A 20,111-nucleotide genomic window follows, 5' to 3' on the forward strand; every position below is an offset into this window, starting at 1 on the left:
CCCCTCCACCGCTACGCGGTCCCCCTCCCCCGATGGGGGAGGATTTGTTGTGAAGGCGCGGCCGAAAGCGTAATCCGCCCATCTTCAGGGGAGCCGCATCCATGTTTCGAAGCCAGCCTCCGGCCCATGATCCGCTGGGCGTACAGGGCGCGGGGCGGCTTCACCAGATGGCGTGGATCGTCGGCGGGGTGATCGTGCTGGCGCTGTCGTCCCGCATCGCCATTCCCATGGCTCCCGTGCCCATCACCCTTCAGACCCTGGCCGTGACCCTGATCGGGGCGCTGTACGGCTGGCGGCTGGGCGGCTTGACGGTCGTGGTCTGGCTGATCGCGGCGGCGCTGGGCTTGCCGCTGTTGTCGGACGGGGCAGGCGGACTGGAGCCCTTCGCGGGGGCCACCGCCGGCTATCTGTTCGCCTTCCCGCTGGCCGCCGCCCTGATGGGCGTCCTGACGGCGCGAGGCTGGAGCGGCGCGCGGCCTGTGCTCGCCTTCGCCGCCCTGCTGCTGGGCAACGGCCTGTGCCTGACGCTGGGCGCCGCGTGGCTGGCGGCCCAGATCGGCGTGTCGACGGCGCTGGAGGCCGGCGTGATCCCGTTCCTGCCCGGGGCCGTCGTGAAGTCGGCCGTGGGCGCCGTCATGCTTGTGGCTTTGGCGCGTCTGCAGCGAAGACGGTCCCGATAATCGGAATTGGCGGTGAAAACCGCCCGCTTCCAGCCGTGCCGAGCCCGTTCACACCGGGTGGGTCGGTTCCGGCTTCGGGGCGGCGGCGGGCTCTTCGGGCAGGGGGATGAACTCCAGCGAGTCCTCCGACGGCAGGGTCATGCGTCCGGCCTTCCAGTCGGCCTTGGCCTGGTCGATGCGGGCCTGGCTGGAGGAGACGAAATTCCACCAGATGATGCGCGGGCCGACGGGCTCGCCGCCCAGCAGCATGACCGAGGCCTTCTCCAGCGCCTTGATGGTGGGCTCGGCGTGGGGCTCCAGAACCGCCATCTGCCCGGCCTGCAGCACCCGGTCGCCGATCTCGATGGAGCCTTTGGCCACGAACACCGCCCGCTCGCTCATGCCGCCCGCGCCCCGGCCCGGCGGCGGGGCGGAGCGCACGCCCGGCTCCATCTCCCAGTGCACATAGAACAGGGGCGAGGATGTCTTGACCGAGGCGGCCGCGCCGTAGGCCTCGCCCGCCACCAGCCGGGCGAACAGGCCGCCGTTCTCATAGGCGGGCAGGTCGGGCTCGCCGTGGTGGAAGAAGGCGGGGTCGGTCTCCTCCGCCTCGTCGGGCAGGGCGATCCAGGCCTGCATGCCGTGCATGGCGCCGCCCTGGGTCTTCTTCAGGGGGTCGGTGCGTTCGGAGTGGACGATGCCCTTGCCCGCGGTCATCCAGTTGACCTCGCCGGGACGGATGGCCTGGGTGAAGCCCAGATTGTCCCGGTGCATGATCTCGCCCTCGAACAGATAGGTCAGGGTCGACAGGCCGATGTGGGGGTGCGGCCGCACATTGACGGAGTCGGCGCCGGGCGCGAACTCGGCCGGGCCCATCTGGTCCAGAAAGACGAAGGGCCCCACCATGCGGCGGGCGTGGAAGGGCAGGATCCGCCCCACCTCGAACCCGCCCAGGTCCTTCTTGCGCGCGTCGATGACCATCTCGATCATGGCCGGGCTCCCTTCAGAATTCAGCGGTCCAGACTAGACGTGCGGGGTGACCAGCGCCAGCGGCAGGGCGGTGACGTTCTTGACCCCGCGGGTGACGATGTGGCTCTCGCAGTCCGAGACGATGCCCAGGCTGAGCAGTTTCTCGCGCAGGAACAGGTCGAAGGCGTGCATGTCGCAGGTGATGATGCGCAGCACATAGTCCTCGCGCCCGGTGATGGTGGCGCACTGGATCACCTCGGGCCAGTGGCCGACGGCCTCCTCGAACAGCTGGAGGTTCTCTTTCGAGGGCAGGCTCAGCTTGACGATGGCGTAGACCTCGAAGTCCAGGCCCAGCAGATCGGCGTCCAGCAGCGTGACACGCTTGCGGATCAGGCCGCTATCCTCCAGTCTCTTGATGCGGCGCCAGCAGGGCGAGGCCGAAAGGCCCACCCGTTCGGCCACCTCGGCCACCGGCAGTCCGGCATCCTGTTGCAGGATGTCGAGGATGCGGGCGTCGATGGGATCCAGTTCTTCGGCCAAGCCGTTTCTCCAAATTGCGATTTGACGCAATAATCTACCCCAATTCGTCCTTATGCAAGGGCAAAATTGGGCGGGCGTGGAGCGCGAGCCCGTGCTATGCGTTCAATGGAGCCGTAGCGGCTCCATGAATAATACTGGACCGAAATCTGAGCCCGGCCGGACGTCGTCCGGCCTGACCGATTTCGGTCTGGAGGAAACCGCCCGCCAACGGCCGCAGACGCTGAGACGGACCATGAGCAAGACGCCCCCGGCCAAGCGGCCGAACGCACGACCGCTGTCGCTTCGGATTCCCGAGCCTTCGGGCCGGCCCGGCGACAAGCCCGATTTCAGCCATCTGAGGCTGGACGAACCCGGGGCGGTGGACCGCCCCGAGACCAATACGCCGCCGCTGGACATGCGCGACCACGCCTTCCGGCTGGTGCGTGTGCTGAACGATGCGGGCGAGGCGGTCGGGCCGTGGGATCCGAAGCTGGACGCCGAGACCCTGCGCAACGGCCTCAAGGCCATGATCCTGACCCGGGCCTTCGACGACCGGATGCACCGCGCCCACCGTCAGGGCAAGACCAGCTTCTACATGAAGTGCACCGGCGAGGAGGCCATCGCGGTGGCCCAGGGCATGGTGCTGCCGCGCGAGGACATGGGCTTTCCCACCTATCGCCAGCAGGGCCTGTTGATCGCGCGGGGCTATCCGCTGGTCGACATGATGAACCAGATTTATTCGAACGCCTCGGACCCCATCAAGGGCCGCCAGCTGCCGATCATGTACTCCAGCCGCGACTACGGCTTCTTCACCATCTCGGGCAATCTGGGCACCCAGTATCCGCAGGCGGTGGGCTGGGCCATGGCCAGCGCCTACAAGGGCGACGACCGGCTGGCCATCGCCTGGATCGGCGACGGGGCCACGGCGGAAGGCGACTTCCACAACGCCCTGACCTTCGCCGCCGTCTATCGGGCGCCGGTGATCCTGAACATCGTCAACAACCAGTGGGCCATTTCGTCCTTCCAGGGCATCGCCGGGGGGCTGGAGACCACCTTCGCCTCCAAGGCCGTGGGCTACGGCCTGCCGGCCCTGCGAGTGGACGGCAATGACTTCCTGGCGGTGTGGGCCGCGACCCAGTGGGCCGAGGAGCGGGCGCGGGCCAATCTGGGGGCCACGGTGATCGAGCTGTTCACCTATCGCGGCGCCCCGCACTCCACCTCCGACGACCCCAGCCGCTACCGGCCCGGCGACGAGCACGAGAAATGGCCGCTGGGCGACCCTGTGATGCGGCTGAAGCAGCACCTGATCAAACTGGGCGAATGGTCCGACGAGCAGCAGGCCGAGGCCGAGAAGGATGCGGTCGAGAAGGTGCGCGCGGCTGGACGCGAGTCCGAGGCCATCGGCACCCTCGGCCAGTCGCGGCCCAGCGTGAAGACCATGTTCGAGGAGGTCTATGCGACCGAGGACTGGCGACTGGTCGAACAGCGGCGCGAGGTTGGCGTATGAGCATGTCCCCGTCATTCCGCTCATCCCCGCGAAAGCGGGGACCCAGTGCTTTGGGTGTTGCAGCGGGCCAGATCCATCATCTTTCGGCAGTCCTGGAACACCAGCGTCAAGCTGGACAGAACTGGGTCCCGGCTTTCGCCGGGATGAGCGGTGAATTCTAATGAGCAACACCACCTTCACTGACTCCGACCGCACCGACGGCGTGGAGCCGGACATGGTCGATCAGGACGCGGCGCCGAAGTCGGTCGCCCCGAAAGGCGACGTGGTCCCCATGAACATGATCCAGGCGCTGAACTCGGCCCTGGACGTGAAGATGGCCGAGGACGGCAATGTGCTGAGCTTCGGCGAGGACACGGGCTATTTCGGCGGCGTGTTCCGGGTCACCGACAAGCTGCAGGCCAAGCACGGCATGACCCGCAGCTTCGACGCCCCCATCAGCGAATGCGGCATCGTGGCCGCCGCCATCGGCATGGGCGCCTACGGCCTGCGCCCGGTGGTGGAGATCCAGTTCGCCGACTACATCTATCCGGCCTACGACCAGATCGTGTCCGAGGCGGCCAAGCTGCGCTACCGCTCGGCGGGCATGTTCACCGCCCCCATCGTGGTGCGCTCGCCCTATGGCGGCGGCATCTTCGGCGGCCAGACCCATAGCCAGAGTCCGGAAAGCCTGTTCACCCACATCGCCGGGCTGAAGGTGGTGATCCCCTCCAGCCCGTATGACGCCAAGGGCCTGCTGATCGCCGCCATCGAGGACGACGATCCGGTGATCTTCCTGGAGCCCAAGCGGCTGTACAACGGCCCCTTCGACGGCTGGCACGAGAAGCCGGTGTCGCCGTGGAAGGCGCAGGATCTGGCCCAGGTCCCCACCGGCAAATATGTGGAGCCCATCGGCAAGGCGCGGGTGATGCGCGAAGGCGCCGACGTCACCATCCTGGCCTACGGGACCATGGTCTGGGTGGCGCTGGCGGGCGCCGAGCACGCGGGGGTCGACGCCGAGGTGATCGACCTGCGGACGCTGGTGCCGCTGGACATCGCGGCCATCGAGGCGAGCGTGAAGAAGACCGGCCGCTGCGTCATCGTGCACGAGGCGCCGCGTACCAGCGGTTATGGGGGCGAACTGTCGGCGCTGGTGCAGGAGCGGTGCTTCTATCATCTGGAGGCGCCCATCGCGCGGGTGACCGGATGGGACACGCCCTATCCCCACGCCTTCGAGTGGGAATATTTCCCCGGCCCGCAGCGCGTGGCCGACGCCCTGAAAGCCGTCATGAGCGGGGGACGCTGATATGGGACGCTATGTGTTCAAGCTGCCCGACGTGGGCGAAGGCACCGCCGAGGCCGAACTGGTGGCCTGGCATGTGAAGGTGGGCGACGTGGTCGAGGAAGACCAGGTCATCGCCGACGTCATGACCGACAAGGCCACGGTGGAGCTGACCAGCCCGGTGGCGGGCAAGGTCACCGCCGCCCATGGCGAACCGGGCCAGCAGCTGGCCGTGGGATCGCCGCTGGTGGAGTTCGAGGTGGCGGGCGCGGGCAACGCCGAGGCGGCCGCCCCCGCTCCTGTTGCGAAGCCGGCGGACGCTCCGGCCCCGCAACCGACGTCGGAACCCGCCGCTCCGCCCCCTGCGAAGGATGAGGCGCCGGCCGCGCCCACCGCCGGTGTCGGCCGCGTGTTCAAGCTGCCCGACGTGGGCGAAGGCACCGCCGAGGCCGAGCTGGTCAGCTGGCACGTGAAGGTCGGGGACGCGGTCGAGGAAGACCAGATCCTGGCCGAGGTCATGACCGACAAGGCCACCGTCGAGATCACCAGCCCCGTCGCCGGGACCATCGCGGTCCTGCACGGCGAGCCGGGTCAGGCCCTGGCCGTCGGCGGGCCGCTGGTGAGTTTCGCGGGGGAGGCCGGGTCGTCCGAGCCCGCCGCCCCGGTCGCTGCTCCCGCCCCGAGCGCGGCGAAATCGGCGCCTGCGCCGGAGAAAGCCGCCTCAAGGCCGTCTTCGTCACAGCCCGCCAAGGCGCGTGACGCCGTCGCCCGTCAGGCCCAGACCCCCGGCGTGCGCCCGCTGGCCTCGCCGGCGGTGCGTCAGCGGGCCCGCGACATGGGCGTGGAACTCCAGTTCGTGCCCGGCTCCGGCCCCGGCGGCCGCATCGAGCACTCCGATCTGGACGCCTTCCTGTCGGGCGGATCGGCCCCGGCGGCGGCGTCCTCGGGCGGCTCGCTCTATGCGGCGGCGGAGGGGACCACCGAGACCCGCATCATCGGCCTGCGCCGCAAGATCGCGGAGAAGATGGCCGACAGCGTCCGGCGCATTCCGCACATCACCTACGTCGAGGAGATCGACGTCACGGCGCTGGAGGCGCTGCGGGCGCACATGAACGCCACGAAGGCGAAGGACCAGCCCAAGCTGAACGTCCTGCCCTTCATCGCCCGCGCCATCGTGGTGGCCCTGCGCGACCAGCCGACCATCAACAGCCACTATGACGACGAGGGCGGCATCCTGACCACCCACGCCGCCGTGCATCTGGGCATCGCGGCCCAGACGCCCAACGGCCTGATGGTGCCGGTGGTCCGCAACGCCGAGGCGCGCGATCCCTGGGACACGGCCAAGGAGATCGCCCGGGTGGCGAGTGCGGCGAAGGACGGCTCGGCCAAACGGGACGAACTGAGCGGCTCCACCATCACCATCACCTCGCTGGGGACCCTGGGCGGGGTGGTGCACACCCCCATCATCAACCACCCGGAGGTGGCCATCGTCGGCCCCAACAAGATCGCCGATCGCGTGGTGGTGATCGACGGCCAGATGGTGGTGCGCAAGATGATGAACCTGTCGTCCAGCTTCGATCACCGCATCGTCGACGGCCACGACGCGGCCGTGTTCGTCCAGCGCATCAAGGGCCTGCTGGAGCACCCGGCGACGCTGTGGATGGGGTAGCGTTCCTTTTCTTTCCGCTCATCCCCGCGAATGCGGGGACCCAGTGCTTTGGGTGATGAAACCGTGAGAGTTTTGCTGAACCGATCTGCTCCAGCGCCAGGCTGGACAGGACTGGGTCCCCGCGTTCGCGGGGATGAGCGGCGCTAGAATGGCCTTCTTCACCTACATCGTGGCGAGTGGGCGAAACGGGACGATCTATGTCGGCTCGACCGACGACCTGGTCACGCGCGTGAACCAGCACAAGAACAAGACCTTCGGAGGCTTCACCGCGAAATACGGCGTGGATCGGCTGGTCTGGTACGAGGTGTTTGACAGCCGTGAGGCCGCGTTCAAGCGCGAGCGCCGGATCAAGAAATGGAATCGGGTCTGGAAGCTGGACTTGATCGAGAAGGCCAATCCCGCTTGGGACGACCTTCATGATCGGCTGCGCCTGGGCGATCTGGTGGATGCAAAGGACTGGGCTCCGCCCGTCGAGGAAGACTGAAACGCCGGCGTCAAGCTGGACAGAACTGGGTCCCCGCTTTCGCGGGGATGAGCGGAAAAAAAAGATGCAGATCCTCAAAACCAAAAGGCTCATCATTGGCGCCGCGCTGGCGGTCACGCTCACAGCCGGCCCCGCGCTCGCCTGCTTCCCCGCCGATCCGAACCGTCCCGCGCTGTCATCCGCTGAGTCAGCGACCGCCAGGACCGAGCGGCAGGATCATCTGTGGAACTTGTCCGCCTCCGTTTACCTCGGCCGGATCGTTTCCGCAGAATGGGCCAGCGAGACAGGGCCGGCTCCGCGCGACATGGGCGTCGAAGTGGTGTTGGACAGCATCGCCAGCGTGAAGGGACCGGCGCCGACGCGCCAGACGCTGCCGATGATCGCCTGCGACCCACAGGACTATGCGCGCGCCGAATGGCGGCCGGGCACACTCGTTATAGCCTACGCGAACCGTATAGGCTTCTCTCAAGACTGGCGTCGCATCGGCCAGTGGCAGATTCTCGACTTTATCCCGGTGAGCGAAAACGCCGATCCCCGCATCGGCCCGGCCCTGCGAGCAGAAGCTGCGCGCCTGCGATCTAACGGAAGCTGAAATGACCCAATCTCTCAAAACCAAAGTCCTCATCATCGGCGCCGGGACCGGCGGCTATGTGGCCGGCATCCGCTGCGGGCAGCTGGGGCTGGACACCGTGCTGGTGGACGGCGGGGACGGCCTCGGCGGGACCTGCCTGAACGTCGGCTGCATTCCGTCCAAGGCGATCATCCATGCGGCGGGCAAGTTCGAGACGGTTGCCAAGGCGGCCGACGGCGGAACGCTGGGGATCACGGCGGCCAAGCCGGCCATCGACCTGAAGGCCACGGTGGCGTGGAAGGACGGGATCGTCAAAAAGCTGAACGGCGGGGTCGCGGCCCTGCTGAAGAAGGCCAGGGTCAAGGTCATCACCGGCTGGGCCACCTTTACTGACGCCAAGACCTGCACCGTCTCCACCGATGACGGCGACATCCGCATCACCGCCGAACATGTGATCCTGGCCACGGGGTCCGAGCCGGTGGAGCTGCCGTTCCTGCCGTTCGGCGGGGACGTGATCTCGTCCACCGGGGCCCTGTCCCTGTCGGAAGTGCCGAAGAAGCTGGTGGTGGTCGGCGGCGGCTACATCGGGCTGGAGCTGGGCATCGCCTACCGCAAGCTGGGCGCCGAGGTGACGGTGGTGGAGATGGCCGAGCGCATCCTGCCGCTCTACGACAAGGCCCTGACCGATCCCGTGATGAAGTGGATGGAGCGCCACGGCGTGACCCTGCATCTGGGCGCCCGCGCCGGCGGCTTCGAAAAGGGCAAGCTGTCGGTCACCACGAAGGACGGCAAGCCGATCCAGATTCCGGCGGACAAGGTGCTGGTGACCGTGGGCCGCCGCCCGCGCACCCAGGGCTGGGGCCTGGAGACCATGGGCCTGGCCATGGACGGACCGTTCGTGAAGGTGGATCAGCGCTGCGCCACCGCCATGAAGAACGTCTGGGCCGTGGGCGACCTGACCGGCGAACCCATGCTGGCCCACAAGGGCTCGGCCCAGGGCGAGGTGGTCGCCGAGATCATCGCCGGGCACGATCGTGTTTTTGATCCCGTGACCATCGCGGCGGTGTGCTTCACCGAGCCCGAGATCGTCTCGGCGGGGCTGGGTCCTGACGACGTGAAGGGCCGCGATGACGTGATCCAGTCGGTGTTTCCCTTCTCCGCCATCGGCCGGGCCCTGGCGCTTGAGGCCGGCGACGACGGCGGCTTCGTGCGGGTGATCGCCGCGAAAGCCGACCACCGCATCCTCGGCATCCAGGCGGTGGGCCAGCATGTGTCGGAGCTGTCCAACAGCTTCGCCCAGATGATGGAGATGGGGGCGGTGCTGGAGGACGTGGCCGGCGTCATCCACGTGCACCCGACCATGGGCGAGGCCTTGCACGAAGCCAGCCTGCGCGCCCTGGGCCACGCCATACATATTTAGGGGCCCTACCGCTCGCGCCACGGGCGCTCGCTGCTTGAGGGCGATAGGGGCCCTATCGCTCGGCCCGCGGGGCCTCGCTGCTTGAGGGCGGGCGCGAGAGCGCCGTGCGCCATGCTCGTCGTTTCAGGATGGTGCACTCGCGCCCTCAAGCCGCGAGCGTCCGCGACGCGAGCATAGGGCAAGCGTCGTGAAAACCCGGCCTTAAGCATTAACGGGCATGGTGCCGCTGAATCCGCGCCAGAACGGCGTGAAAAGGGCTGGCTTTCCATGTTTCAGATCATCGGCATCATCGTGCTGTTCGCCATGGTGTTCGGCGGATACACCATCGCGGGCGGGAAGATGGGGGTCATCCTGCACTCCCTGCCCTATGAGATGATGATGATCGGCGGCGCGGCCGTCGCGGCGCTGCTGATCTCCAACTCCGTCACCACCCTGAAAGGGGTGCTGGGCGGTCTGGGCAAGGTGTTCGCCGGGCCCAAGTGGAAGAAGGGCGACTACCGCGACCTTCTCAGCCTGCTGTTCCTGCTGACCAAGACCATGAAGTCCAAGGGCGTGATCGCTCTGGAAAGCCACATCGAGAAGCCGGCCGAGTCCACGATCTTCCAGAAATATCCCAAGATCCTGAAGGACCATTTCGCCACCGACTTCATCTGCGACACCCTGCGCATGATGACCATGAACCTCGAGGACCCGCACCAGGTCGAGGACGCCATGGAGAAGCAGCTGGAGAAGCACCACCACGAAGCCCTGGCCCCGGCCCATGCGCTGCAGAACACCGCAGACGCCCTGCCGGCGCTGGGCATCGTCGCGGCGGTGCTGGGCGTCATCAAGACCATGGCCTCCATCACCGAACCGCCCGAGGTTCTGGGCGGCATGATCGGCGGGGCCCTGGTGGGCACCTTCCTGGGCGTGTTCCTGGCCTATGGCCTGGTGGGCCCTCTGGCCACGCGCCTGAAGGAGATCATCGAGGGCGACGCGGCCTACTACAAGATCATCCAGTCGGTGCTGGTGGCGCACCTGCACGGCAACGCCGCCCAGATCTCGGTCGAGATCGGCCGGGGCGACGTCCCGTCCACGGCCCAGCCGTCCTTCACCGAGCTGGAGGAAGCCCTGTCCGAGGCCGGGACGGCCGTCTGATCCGGAAAAGCTTGGCTGTAATCACGAAGCCGTGAGAATTTCCCTTGACGGGCCACCTCACGATCGCGTTATCTGGTGACGCGGGAATCATGACCCCGCACCACCCTTCTGAAGGATATCCCATATGACCATCCGTCAACTGCTCGTCGCCGCCGCCGGCGCCGCCGCCGCCCTGTCCGTCGCCGCTTGCCAGCCGGCCGCCGAAGAAACCACCGCTGACGAAGCCGCTGTGGAAGCCGACGCCGCCGCCGACACGGCCGCCGACGCCGCCGCCACCGCCGACGCCGCTGCTGAAGACGCCGCCATGGCCGCCGGTGAAGCCGCCGACGCCGCTGGTGAAGCGACCGAAGAAGCCGCCGAAGAAGCTCCGGCCGCCGAGTAATCCTTCGCTCGCAAGAGCAAAGCGATTGGAAAGGGGTCGCCCGTCGGGCGGCCCCTTTTTACATGCCCGGTCTTGATCGCGCCGCCCGGCCGGTGCTCTAGCCGGACATGGCCGATGAACCCGACAATTCCCTGAACTGGCCCCTGGACTGGTCTGAGACGGGCGGGCCCAGGTCGCCCCGCTTCGGCGACGTCTACTATTCCCTTGAAGACGGCCTCGCCGAGAGCCGGACGGTGTTCCTGGCGGGCTGCGGCCTGCCGGACGCCTGGTCGGACCGCAAGCGCTTCACCGTGGCCGAGCTGGGGTTCGGCACCGGCCTGAACATCGCCGCCCTGCTGCACCTGTGGCGCCAAAGCCGGGCCGGTGGTCGGCTCCACATCTTCTCCATTGAGGGCTTTCCGGTGTCGCGCCTGGATGCGGCGCGCGCCCTGTCCGCATGGCCGGAGATCGCCGAAGCGGCCCAGGCGCTGCTGGACCGCTGGCCGCCCGCGACGCCCGGGTTTCACCGGATCGATCTGCCGGACTGGAACGCCACCCTCGATCTGGCCGTGGGTGACGCGGCCTGGGCGCTGGACCAGTGGAGCGGGGCGGCCGACGCCTGGTTCCTGGACGGATTCTCGCCCGCCCTGAACCCCGGCATGTGGTCGGACGCCGTGCTGGACGGCATGGCCGCGCGATCCGCGCCCGGCGCGCGTGTGGCCACCTTCACCGTGGCCGGGACGGTGCGCCGGGGCCTGGCCGAGCGCGGCTTTCAGGTGGACAAGCGCCCCGGCCATGGCCGCAAGCGCGAGCGGCTGGAGGCGGTCCTGCCCGGCGAGCCGCCTCGTCATGACGGCGGACGGGTGGCGGTCATCGGCGCGGGAATCGCGGGGGCCAGTCTGGCGCGGGCCCTGCGCGCCCAGGGCGCGGACCCCGTGGTGATCGCGGACGACACGGCCATGGCGTCGGGCTTTCCGGCGGCCCTGGCGACGCCCCGGCTGGATGTGGGCGACGAGGATCTGGCCCGTCTGTTCGCCCAGGCGCTGGAGCGGGCCGGACAGCTGTACGGCGAGGCGCCGGATGCGATCGTTGCGCGCGGCGTGCTGAGACTGGAGCACGGCCCACGTGACTCGGGACGGTTCGACAAGGTGGCCGGCCAGGCCGTCTGGGCGCCGGGGGCCATGACGCGGGTCAGCGCCGCCGAGGCGTCCGGGGCGCTGGGCGAAACCGTGACCGGCGGCGGCTTGATGATGCAGGGCGCCCTGACGGTGCGGCCGGCGGCGGTCCTGGACGCCTGGCTGGCAGGCGTGCGGCGGGTGGCGGGCCGGGCGGCGCGGCTGGAGCGTCGTGGCGCGGCGTGGCGGGTGCTGGATGACGCGGGCGACGAATTGGCCGAGGCCGAGACGGTGGTGCTGGCCGCCGGATGGGGCGCGGCGGCTCTGGGCATGGCGGGGCTGCAGGCTGTCCGGGGGCAGGCGGGCTGGGCGGATCTGGACGCGGGTCCGGCCGTGGGCGCGGCCTGGGGTGGTTATGCGGCGCCCACCGGCGAGGGCGTGCTGTTCGGCGCCACCCATGACCGCGACGACACGGACGAGGCCCTGCGGGACGCGGACGATCTCCGCAATCTGGAGGCCCTGAAGGCGGTGCTGCCCGACCTGGCGGTGCGCGTTGCGTCCGTCCAGGTGCATCGCCATGCGGCCATCCGGGCGGCCACACGGGACCGGCTGCCGGTCGCCGGCCGGCTGGAGGAGGGGCTGTTCATTCTCGGCGGGCTGGGCTCACGCGGATTCACGGCGGCGCCGTTGCTGGCGGACCATGTGGCGAGCCTGATCACGGGCGCGCCCTCGCCCCTTCCGCGCGCAGCGGCGCGGCGGGTGGCTCCGGACAGGGAGAGTCTGGGGAAGCGCTGAGGCCGATCAGCGAAGCGGATCAGCCCTGGGCGGGGCGGAGGCCTTCGGCGGCGGCCTGCTGGGTCGGGACGGCGCCGCCGGCGCGGCGGGCGGCGATCAGGGCGTCGATGCGACGGCGTTCGGCCTGGAAGGCGGCCAGTTCGGCGCCGGCCAGTTCGGATCCCGAAGGGATCTGCGCGCCGGTCGGGTTGACCCGGGCGCCGTTGCGCCAGACTTCATAGTGCAGGTGCGGGCCGGTGGAGGCGCCGGTGGAGCCCACATAGGCGACCACGTCGCCCTGGCTGACCCGCTGGCCGGGACGCAGGCCGCGTGCGAAGCGCGACAGGTGGGCGTAGCCGGTCTCCCAGCCGTTGCCGTGGCGGATGCGGACCCAGTTGCCGTAACCGCCCCAGCGACGGGCCTCGACCACCACGCCGTCGGAAGCGGCGAAGACGGGCGTGCCCGTGGGCGCGGCGAAGTCCATGCCCTGGTGCATGCGGCGATAGCCGGAGATGGGGTGGCGACGGACGCCGTAGTTGGAGGAGATGCGCGCGCCGTCCACGGGGGTGCGCAGCAGGAAGCCGCGGATGTTCTTGCCGTCGGCGTCGAAATATTTGGCCTCGTTCGAGCCCTCGGGCTGGAAGCGGTAGAACACCTGGCCCTTGATCTCGGCGTAGATCAGCTCGCCGGTGTCCACGGTGCGGCCGCTTTCGGTCACGGTGCGGTCGAACACCAGGGTGAAGCTGTCGCCCGCCTTGATGTCGCGCGAGAAGTCGATCTTGTGGGAGAACAGGCGCACGGCCTGGGCCACGATGCGCGAGTTGGCGCCCAGGCGGCCCGCCGAGGCGGACAGGGAGCCGTGAATCTCGCCGGTGGCGACGGTGGTCTCGTTGGAGACCTGCTCTTCAAGTTCGCGAAGGCGCAGGGCGCCGTCGAAGCTGCGCGACACGGTCAGCTGGGTCGCGGGACCGGTGCGCACGGTCAGGCCGATCAGGCGGGCGTCGCCGCGGCCGACGCGGGGGCGCGAGATGGCGGTCTCGAAGCGCTGGCCGGCGCGGATGTTCACCACGTCATAGGCGTTGCCGAGGGTGCGGACGATGGCGCGGGCCTCGTCGGCGCCGATGCCGGTGCGCAGCATGGCCTGTTCGAGGGTCTCACCCCGTTGAATCTGGACCTGGACGGTTTCGGGCTGGCTCATGCCCGCCGGAGCGCCGGCGGAGGCGAAGGCCTGAATTTCGAGAGCGGCGATCTGTTCGGCCGTCAGCGGCGGAACTTCAGCCGCCGTGACCGGTTGATAGAGCTTGCCAGCCAGAAGAGCCACCGCGACGGCGGCGGCCGCCGTGAACATGTGCGGCGTGAAGCGCTTGGGCTGGCGGCGTGGATCGAACTGAGCCATCGGTCCCCGTCAATCGGCAGCGCCATCCGTGGCGCCTGGTCACTGAAAACTGTCTCACCGGGGCTGGTCAACCCCGGAATGCGCGAGCGAATGGCTATAGCTCGCCTGTCCCTTAATGGGAAGCATCCCGTTACAAATCGTTAACCGCCAGCAGTTTCTCCATTCAAGGGGTGTTTTAACCGCGTTGCATTCCCCCGTTGAACGGCTTCGCCCGATTGCCGTCACAGGGGCCGGGCAAGAGCGGCTGACGCAGGCTTCAGGGCGGGCCGGTTTGCGCGGCCGCGTGTTCCGGCTATCTCAGGAGCGCCAAACAGAGTGATGGAGCGCGCGTGAGCGAAACCCGGGACAGCCAGCCGTCCTCGCCCGTCATTCCCGATGGCCGCCGCAGGTCCGGGCGCGGCCCGGGACGGCTGGTGATCGTGCTGCTGGTGATCCTGGGGCTGCTTCTGGCGGCGGCCCTGACGCTGTACGCCGCCCGGCGCGAGGCGGCGCGGCAGGTTCTGGTCGGCTGGCTGGAGCGGCGGGGGATCGAGGCCGAGGTCGAGATCGAGCGGCTTGAGCTGGACACCCTGACCGCCCGCATCCGCGTCGGCGACGGGGACGATCCCGATTTCTCCGTCGAACGGGTCGAGGTGGACTACGCCCTCGGCCTGCCCTGGTCGGAGACGGGGCTGGGCGTGACGCCGAGCCGCATCCGCCTGATCCGGCCGATCCTGCGGGCCAACTGGCGGGACGGCGTCTTCAGCATGGGATCGCTGGATCCGCTGATCGAGGAGTTCCGCGGCCGCCCTCCGGGCCCGGAGGCGCGCGGCCCGCTGGTGCTGATCGAACAGGGCCGCCTGAATCTCGGCACGAACTATGGCCCGCTGGATGTGCGCGCCGACGCCCGGATCGATGACGGCCGGCTGATGCGCCTGAGCGCGCGGGCGGGCAACGCGGCCCTGGTCAGCGGCGACACGCGGATCAATCTGTCCGGCGCCCGGCTGGACCTGACCACCATGGGCGAGCGGACGCGGCTGGACCTTGCTGCGATCTTTGAGGACGTCGCGGCGCCCGGCCTGTCGGGCGAAGCCGTGCGGGTGGGCTTGAGCGGCGAGGCGCCCTATCCCGACCTGGACGCGCGGCGCAGCGAGGGCGATCTGGATCTGACCGCGACCCTGGCGGCCGGGCGACTGGAGGCCGGGGATTTCTCCGGCCGGGCCGTGGGCGCGCGCATCGCCCTGGACGGCCGGGTGAACGGCTGGCTGGAGACGTTCCAGCTGACGGGCGAAAGCGAAGGCATGATCGGCGCCGACGCCCTGACCCTGGGCCAGACCAGCGCCTCGGCCGCACGGGTGTCGTTCAGCGAGACCGCGCTGGATGTGAGCGGACGCGACGGCGCGCTGCGATGGCGGCTGGACGGCCCCATGACCCTGGCAGCCGGCCGGATGCGGTCGGGCGACCTGACGATCGCGGGTCTTGATGTGCGTTCCGGCGCGGTGTCGGCGGGCGGGCGCAGCGGGTCGGGCCAGGCGAGCGCCTTCGAGATCACCGCCGCCGCCTCGGTTCAGGCGCGCAGCCTGGCGTTCGGCGAGTTGAGCCTGAGCGGCATCGACGGGCGGCTGGACGCCGATGTGACCGGGGAGGGCGTGGTGCTGGCGGAGGCGGCCGGGCGGCTGCGGGCCGAGCGTGGCCGCTGGCCGCTGCTGGGCGCGCCGGGGGCCGACGATCCGCCGGAGCTGGCGGCCCTGAAGCGGGCGCTGGGCGGCTTCCGGCTGGAGGCGTCGTCGTTCCGGCTGAGGACCGGCAGCACGGGCACAGAGCTGGTGCTGGGCCAGGCGGCCCGGATCACGCCCTTGAACGGCGGCCTGATCACCCTTGGGGCGCACCCCGACGCCCCGCTCTACGCCGCGCGTCCGGGCCAGACCGGCGGCGGGGCCCTGATCCTGACCGGAACGGCGCCCGAGACGGATGTGCGGGTGCAGGTTCCCGACTGGCGTCTGACGCCCGGCGGGTTCACCGCAGCGCTGGACGGCGCGGCCGGTTTCAATTTCGGCTTCGCCCGCGACATCGACGTGGCGGCGGCGGGGACGCTGACCTCCGGCGGCGGCCGGCTGACGTTCCGGCCGGACGGCTGTGTGGTGATCACGGCGGCGCAGCTGGCCTTCGGCGAGAACGACGCGCGCGACCTGTCCGGCGATCTGTGCGCGGGGGACGGCCCGCTGATCACGGTGGCGGACGGCGGCTGGACGGCGCGGGGGCGGATGCAGGACGCCGCCGCCGAGGTTCCCTTCCTGGCCACGCGCTTCAGCGACATGGCCGGGCCCCTGACCGTGCGCGGGACCGCGGCGGGTCTGGAGATGGACACCGTCGTCGAGGCCGCGCGGGTGGCCGACACCGCCCAGCCCCAGCGCTTCCAGCCTCTGGACGCCACGGGCTCCGCCTCTCTGGCCGCCGATGTCTGGCAGGGTCGCTTCGAGGTTTCGGCGGGGCCGCACCGTCTGGGCCGTGTGGACCTGAAGCACGACGGCCGCGCCGAGGCGGGGGGCGTGGCCTTCGACGCCTCGGATCTGGTGTTCGCCGAAGACGGGCTGCAGCCCGACGACGTGACGCCCCTGACCGAGGGCCTGATCGACCCGCCGGTGACGGGCGGCGCGGGCTTTACGGGCCGGTTCGACTGGACCCCGGAAGGCGCGACCAGCAGCGGCGTGCTGACGGTGCGGGACCTGGACTTCGTCAGTCCGGCCGGTCCGGTGACCGGGCTGAACGGCGCGGTGGCCTTCACCAGCCTGACCCCGCTGATCACGGCGCCGGACCAGCGCCTGACCGCCGAGGGCATCCAGGCCCTGGCCGCGGTCACGGACCTGAACCTGCTGTTCGAACTGGGCGCGGGGTCGTTCCAGGTGTCGGGGGCGGATCTGGACGTGGCGGGCGGGCGCGTGGTGATCGAGCCGTTCGACGTGCCGCTGGACCGGACCCAGCCCTTCGCCGGGACGCTGGTGTTCGAAAACGTGCAGCTGGGCGAGCTGCTCGGCGGGGCGGGGTTCGGCGAGCAGGTGGGGCTGGACGCGGTGGTGTCCGGGCGCGTGCCCTTCACCTGGGACGCCGAGCACGGGTTCCGGATCATCGGCGGGTCGCTCTATGCGGTTCAGCCGGGGCGGCTGGAGATCGAGCGCGAGGCCCTCAGCGGGCTGGAGGCGGGCGGCGGCGGCGAGGATGTGCCGCCCAATGTGGTGCAGGACCTGGCCTATCAGGCCATGGAGGAGCTGGCCTTCGACATCCTGACGGCCGAGGTCAACAGCCTTGATGAGGGCCGGCTGGGGGTGCTGTTCCGCATCCGGGGGCGGCATGACCCGCCCGAGCGGCAGGAGCTGCGCCTGACCCTGTCCGAACTGATCAGCCGCGATTTCCTGAACCGGGAGCTGCCCCTGCCGTCGGGCACCGAGATCGACCTGACCCTGGACACCACCCTGAACCTGAATCAGCTGGTTTCGGACATCATGTCCCTGAACCGGGCCCGGCGGGGCGAGGCCGAAGAGAATTCCGATGAAGAAGAATGAAACTTCGTCGTTCAGCGCGGGTTCACGCTAGAGGGTGCTTATGGATATGAAACGTTCAAACCGTGGAGCCTGCCGCCCATGATCTCGAAACGCGAAATCGCCGCTGTCTGCGCCATGGCCCTTGTGGGCGGTGTGGCCTGCGCCCCGACGATCCGGCTGCAGGTGGATCCCATACAGATCTACGCCAAGCTGGACGCCGACGTGCGTGTCCGTCTCGACCAGGAGCTTCGTGATCTCCTGGAAGAGAATCCCAACCTGTTCTGATCGGAGGATCGGATGATGAATTTCCGCAAGCTGTTCGTGATCGGCGCCGCAGTCGCCGCCATCGGCGTGGCCGGCGCCTCCATGGCCCAGACCAACGCCCAGAAGTCCATGATCGACGAGGCCAAGGTCGAGGGCGTGGTGGGCGAGCAGGCCGACGGCTATCTGGGCTTCCGCTCGGGGACGTCGGACTCCGACCTGCAGGAGGCCGTGCGCGTGACCAATGAGGCCCGCCGCCGCGCCTACGCCTCCCGCGCCGCCGAAACGGGGGTGTCCACCGAGGTGGCCGCCGCGCGCATGTTCGAAGCCCTGCTGCGGGCCCGCCTCGCCGAAGGCGAGTGGTACCGCAACGCCCAGGGCCAGTGGGTCCAGAACTGATCGATCGGGTCTGAACCCATGTCGGCTTCCGCGCCCGTTCCTGGCCCCTGGGGATCCCCGGCCCCGCCCCGAAAGGGGCCGGGGCCGCGCGGGCGCGCGGCGTTGATCCTGCTGGGCGCCGTCGTTCTGGCGGGCCTGTCGGTGGGGGCGATGGGCCTGGCCTGGGAGGCCATGGGCGCCGCGCCCATGACTGTTCACGGCTGGATCGCCCTCAGCATCGGCGCGGTGGGAACCGCCCTGCTGACCGCCGGCCTGATGATCCTGGCCTTCCACTCGCACCGCAGCGGCCACGACGACCGCGTCGAGTCCACCGAGTCGATCAACGAACGGATCAGGCGGCGGTTCTGACCGCGCCCTCCAGCAGGGGCCGCAGGATCTGATCCGCCAGGGCGCGGACCACCGGCACGGCCACCGCATCCCCCATCAGCTTCAGCGCCGCCACTTCGCTCGTCGGCAGCGCATAGCTGTCCGGCAGCCCCATCAGCCGCGCGGCCTCCCGCCCCGTCAGACGACGCACCCGGGTCTGGCCGTTCTGACAGACCACCACGAACTGACGCGACGAGCCGCCCGCGGGCGTGCGCAGGCACCCGGCCAAGCCGTCGAAGCGGATCTCCAGCCGCTGAACCTTCACATCGTTCTCGAGCCGGACACGGCGGTAGGCGGCGCCGACGCGCCGCTCGCCAGAGGCCGCGGCTGCGTCCAGCCGCGCGCGATGCAGGGGAGACAGCAGGTTCAGCAGGGCGGCCGCCTTGTCCTCATCCAGCCAGGCGACGGCGTCATCCGGCTGCAGCAGGGCGGCCAGGTCGGTGTTGCGGCGCGGCGGGGCCGACAGGCGCCACCAGACCCAGCCCGCCTTCAGATCGTCGGGCAGGGCGCCGTGGGCGGCGCGGATGCGGGGGGAATGAAAGGGGTCGGCCCCTTCCCCGGCGCCCGCGACCGGCGGGCGCGAGGCGATGAGGAACAGGCGCGGGCGCGACTGGGGCAGCCACAGGGCCGCATCCGCCTCCACCGCCCCGAAGACGTAACCCCCGTCGTGCAGCGCCCGGCACACGGCGGCGAAGTCCCGCCCCTGATTGGAGGTGAGCAGGCCCATGACGTTCTCGATCACGATCAGGCCCGGCGTCCGACCCTGCCCGGCCAGGCCGGTCATCAGACGCCAGAAGCCCCAGAAGGCGCCCGAGCGCCGCGCGTCCAGCCCGCCGCGCGCGCCCGCCAGGCTGACGTCCTGACAGGGCGACGACGCCCAGGCCAGATCGGCATGGCCCGGCAGATCGTCCGGCGTCAGGTCCCAGACGTCGGCCAGTTTCAGGATGTCGGGTTCTGCGTGGTTGGCGCGCCAGCTGGCCGCCTTGGCCCCATCGAGGTCGTTGGCGAAGGTCGTGCGGAATCCGTGCAGGCCCAGCCCGGCCAGGCCGCCCCCGGCGAAGAACTCGTAAAGGCTGAAGGGCTCGCGATTCGCCATCCGGCGACGCTAGCCCACCCGGCGCCCCCTTGCACGACTGTCGTCCGCGCGGGCAGTCTGTGACTGCAACCGGAGACCAGATCATGCGCGCGCTCGCCGTCATCGCCCCCCTCGCCGCCCTGACCCTGACCGCCTGCTCCCAGGGGGAAGCGCCGGATCAGTCCGCGCCCGCGCCGGCCGAGCCGGAGGCGGTCCTGGGCGAGGTGATCCTGACCGAGCCCCTGCGGGCGCTGGGCACCGAGCCGTTCTGGGCGGTCAATATCGACGGCGACGGCCTGGTCTATTCCGGGGTGGACCGGCCGGAGGAGCGGGCCCCCAACGCCGGGCCGCAGATGGCGGGAACCACGGCCATGTGGAGCGGCCAGACCGACCAGGGCCGGGTCCTCAGCGTCACCCTGATCGAGACCCCATGTTCGGACGGCATGAGCGACCGGACCTATCCCCTGACAGCCCGGGTCGAGATCGGCGAGGAGGTGCTGAACGGCTGCGCCGCCTCGGTGGACTTCCTGATGAATACGGACGAACGGGGCGAGCCGCGGGCGTGAGCGGCGGGTTCGCCCACCGCTGTTTGCCCCGAAATCGCCCAAATTGAGCCTGGAAAGGGTTCTTCAACCCTTCGCGAACATGATTTA

At 69.8% G+C, this 20,111-nt stretch carries 19 protein-coding genes; 15 read left to right on the forward strand and 4 right to left on the reverse strand.

Going from position 1 to position 20,111, the window contains the following annotated elements; translation table 11 throughout:
- The first annotated feature begins 101 nt into the window (after positions 1 to 101).
- A complete protein-coding gene (locus IWC96_RS03330) occupies positions 102 to 680 on the forward strand; it encodes a biotin transporter BioY (protein WP_196838338.1) in 579 nt (192 codons plus the stop codon).
- Positions 681 to 728: 48 nt separating this feature from the next.
- Here the strand turns inward: IWC96_RS03330 and IWC96_RS03335 are convergent, their stop codons facing one another.
- Both IWC96_RS03335 and IWC96_RS03340 read right to left on the reverse strand, forming a co-directional pair.
- Positions 729 to 1,649 carry a pirin family protein gene (locus IWC96_RS03335; RefSeq protein WP_196838339.1) on the reverse strand — a complete coding sequence of 307 codons (921 nt, stop codon included), beginning with the start codon at positions 1,647 to 1,649 and terminating at the stop codon, positions 729 to 731.
- 33 nt (positions 1,650 to 1,682) lie between these two features.
- Positions 1,683 to 2,168: an Lrp/AsnC family transcriptional regulator gene (locus tag IWC96_RS03340; protein WP_196838340.1), complete on the reverse strand. Its 486-nt coding sequence runs from the start codon at positions 2,166 to 2,168 to the stop codon at positions 1,683 to 1,685.
- Between the two features lie 232 nt (positions 2,169 to 2,400).
- Here IWC96_RS03340 and IWC96_RS03345 point away from each other — a divergent pair, with 232 nt between their 5' ends.
- The 9 genes from IWC96_RS03345 (at position 2,401) to mnmD (ending at position 12,464) form a co-directional block, all read left to right on the forward strand.
- The gene (locus tag IWC96_RS03345; RefSeq protein ID WP_196838341.1) at positions 2,401 to 3,654 is read left to right on the forward strand and encodes a thiamine pyrophosphate-dependent enzyme; all 1,254 of its coding nucleotides are present in this window, start codon (positions 2,401 to 2,403) and stop codon (positions 3,652 to 3,654) included.
- Between the two features lie 214 nt (positions 3,655 to 3,868).
- The gene (locus IWC96_RS03350; protein ID WP_370541081.1) at positions 3,869 to 4,936 is read left to right on the forward strand and encodes an alpha-ketoacid dehydrogenase subunit beta; all 1,068 of its coding nucleotides are present in this window, start codon (positions 3,869 to 3,871) and stop codon (positions 4,934 to 4,936) included.
- Position 4,937: 1 nt separating this feature from the next.
- On the forward strand, positions 4,938 to 6,581 hold the full coding sequence (locus tag IWC96_RS03355) for a 2-oxo acid dehydrogenase subunit E2 (RefSeq protein WP_021696140.1): 1,644 nt from the start codon (positions 4,938 to 4,940) through the stop codon (positions 6,579 to 6,581).
- Between the two features lie 148 nt (positions 6,582 to 6,729).
- Positions 6,730 to 7,065, forward strand: coding sequence for a GIY-YIG nuclease family protein (locus IWC96_RS03360; protein ID WP_021696141.1), 336 nt, complete (start codon positions 6,730 to 6,732; stop codon positions 7,063 to 7,065).
- A 64-nt stretch (positions 7,066 to 7,129) separates the two neighbouring features.
- Positions 7,130 to 7,657 carry a hypothetical protein gene (locus tag IWC96_RS03365; RefSeq protein WP_045318643.1) on the forward strand — a complete coding sequence of 176 codons (528 nt, stop codon included), beginning with the start codon at positions 7,130 to 7,132 and terminating at the stop codon, positions 7,655 to 7,657.
- Position 7,658: 1 nt separating this feature from the next.
- On the forward strand, positions 7,659 to 9,056 hold the full coding sequence (gene lpdA / locus IWC96_RS03370; RefSeq protein WP_021696142.1) for a dihydrolipoyl dehydrogenase: 1,398 nt from the start codon (positions 7,659 to 7,661) through the stop codon (positions 9,054 to 9,056).
- A gap of 267 nt (positions 9,057 to 9,323) precedes the next feature.
- A complete protein-coding gene (gene motA, locus IWC96_RS03375) occupies positions 9,324 to 10,193 on the forward strand; it encodes a flagellar motor stator protein MotA (protein WP_021696143.1) in 870 nt (289 codons plus the stop codon).
- Positions 10,194 to 10,317: 124 nt separating this feature from the next.
- Positions 10,318 to 10,575 (forward strand): hypothetical protein, encoded by a 258-nt coding sequence (locus IWC96_RS03380; protein WP_021696144.1) that lies wholly within the window; start codon positions 10,318 to 10,320, stop codon positions 10,573 to 10,575.
- Positions 10,576 to 10,682: 107 nt separating this feature from the next.
- A complete protein-coding gene (gene mnmD, locus IWC96_RS03385; protein ID WP_196838342.1) occupies positions 10,683 to 12,464 on the forward strand; it encodes a tRNA (5-methylaminomethyl-2-thiouridine)(34)-methyltransferase MnmD in 1,782 nt (593 codons plus the stop codon).
- Between the two features lie 19 nt (positions 12,465 to 12,483).
- Here the strand turns inward: mnmD and IWC96_RS03390 are convergent, their stop codons facing one another.
- Entirely contained in the window at positions 12,484 to 13,839 is a 1,356-nt protein-coding gene (locus tag IWC96_RS03390; protein WP_196838343.1) for a peptidoglycan DD-metalloendopeptidase family protein, read from the reverse strand.
- Between the two features lie 329 nt (positions 13,840 to 14,168).
- Here IWC96_RS03390 and IWC96_RS03395 point away from each other — a divergent pair, with 329 nt between their 5' ends.
- The 4 genes from IWC96_RS03395 to IWC96_RS03410 all read left to right on the forward strand — a co-directional run bounded on the left by IWC96_RS03395 (position 14,169) and on the right by IWC96_RS03410 (position 18,365).
- Complete coding sequence (locus IWC96_RS03395; RefSeq protein WP_370541077.1) at positions 14,169 to 17,378, forward strand: YdbH domain-containing protein; 3,210 nt, start codon at positions 14,169 to 14,171, stop codon at positions 17,376 to 17,378.
- A 78-nt stretch (positions 17,379 to 17,456) separates the two neighbouring features.
- Positions 17,457 to 17,642 (forward strand): YnbE family lipoprotein, encoded by a 186-nt coding sequence (locus IWC96_RS03400; protein WP_021696150.1) that lies wholly within the window; start codon positions 17,457 to 17,459, stop codon positions 17,640 to 17,642.
- Positions 17,643 to 17,654: 12 nt separating this feature from the next.
- On the forward strand, positions 17,655 to 18,017 hold the full coding sequence (locus IWC96_RS03405) for a DUF1318 domain-containing protein (RefSeq protein WP_021696151.1): 363 nt from the start codon (positions 17,655 to 17,657) through the stop codon (positions 18,015 to 18,017).
- Between the two features lie 102 nt (positions 18,018 to 18,119).
- The gene (locus IWC96_RS03410) at positions 18,120 to 18,365 is read left to right on the forward strand and encodes a hypothetical protein (protein WP_021696152.1); all 246 of its coding nucleotides are present in this window, start codon (positions 18,120 to 18,122) and stop codon (positions 18,363 to 18,365) included.
- Here the strand turns inward: IWC96_RS03410 and IWC96_RS03415 are convergent.
- Positions 18,349 to 19,479, reverse strand: a complete 1,131-nt coding sequence (locus IWC96_RS03415; protein WP_196838344.1) for a DNA cytosine methyltransferase — start codon at positions 19,477 to 19,479, stop codon at positions 18,349 to 18,351. The two genes, IWC96_RS03410 and IWC96_RS03415, sit on opposite strands and share 17 nt — an antisense overlap.
- 83 nt (positions 19,480 to 19,562) lie before the next feature.
- Between IWC96_RS03415 and IWC96_RS03420 the strand changes: the two genes are divergently transcribed.
- The gene (locus IWC96_RS03420) at positions 19,563 to 20,024 is read left to right on the forward strand and encodes a COG3650 family protein (protein WP_021696154.1); all 462 of its coding nucleotides are present in this window, start codon (positions 19,563 to 19,565) and stop codon (positions 20,022 to 20,024) included.
- Positions 20,025 to 20,111: the final 87 nt, after the last annotated feature.

The organism is Brevundimonas sp. BAL450 (genome assembly GCF_015767455.1).
In the GTDB taxonomy this organism is placed as follows: Bacteria; Pseudomonadota; Alphaproteobacteria; order Caulobacterales; family Caulobacteraceae; genus Brevundimonas; species Brevundimonas abyssalis.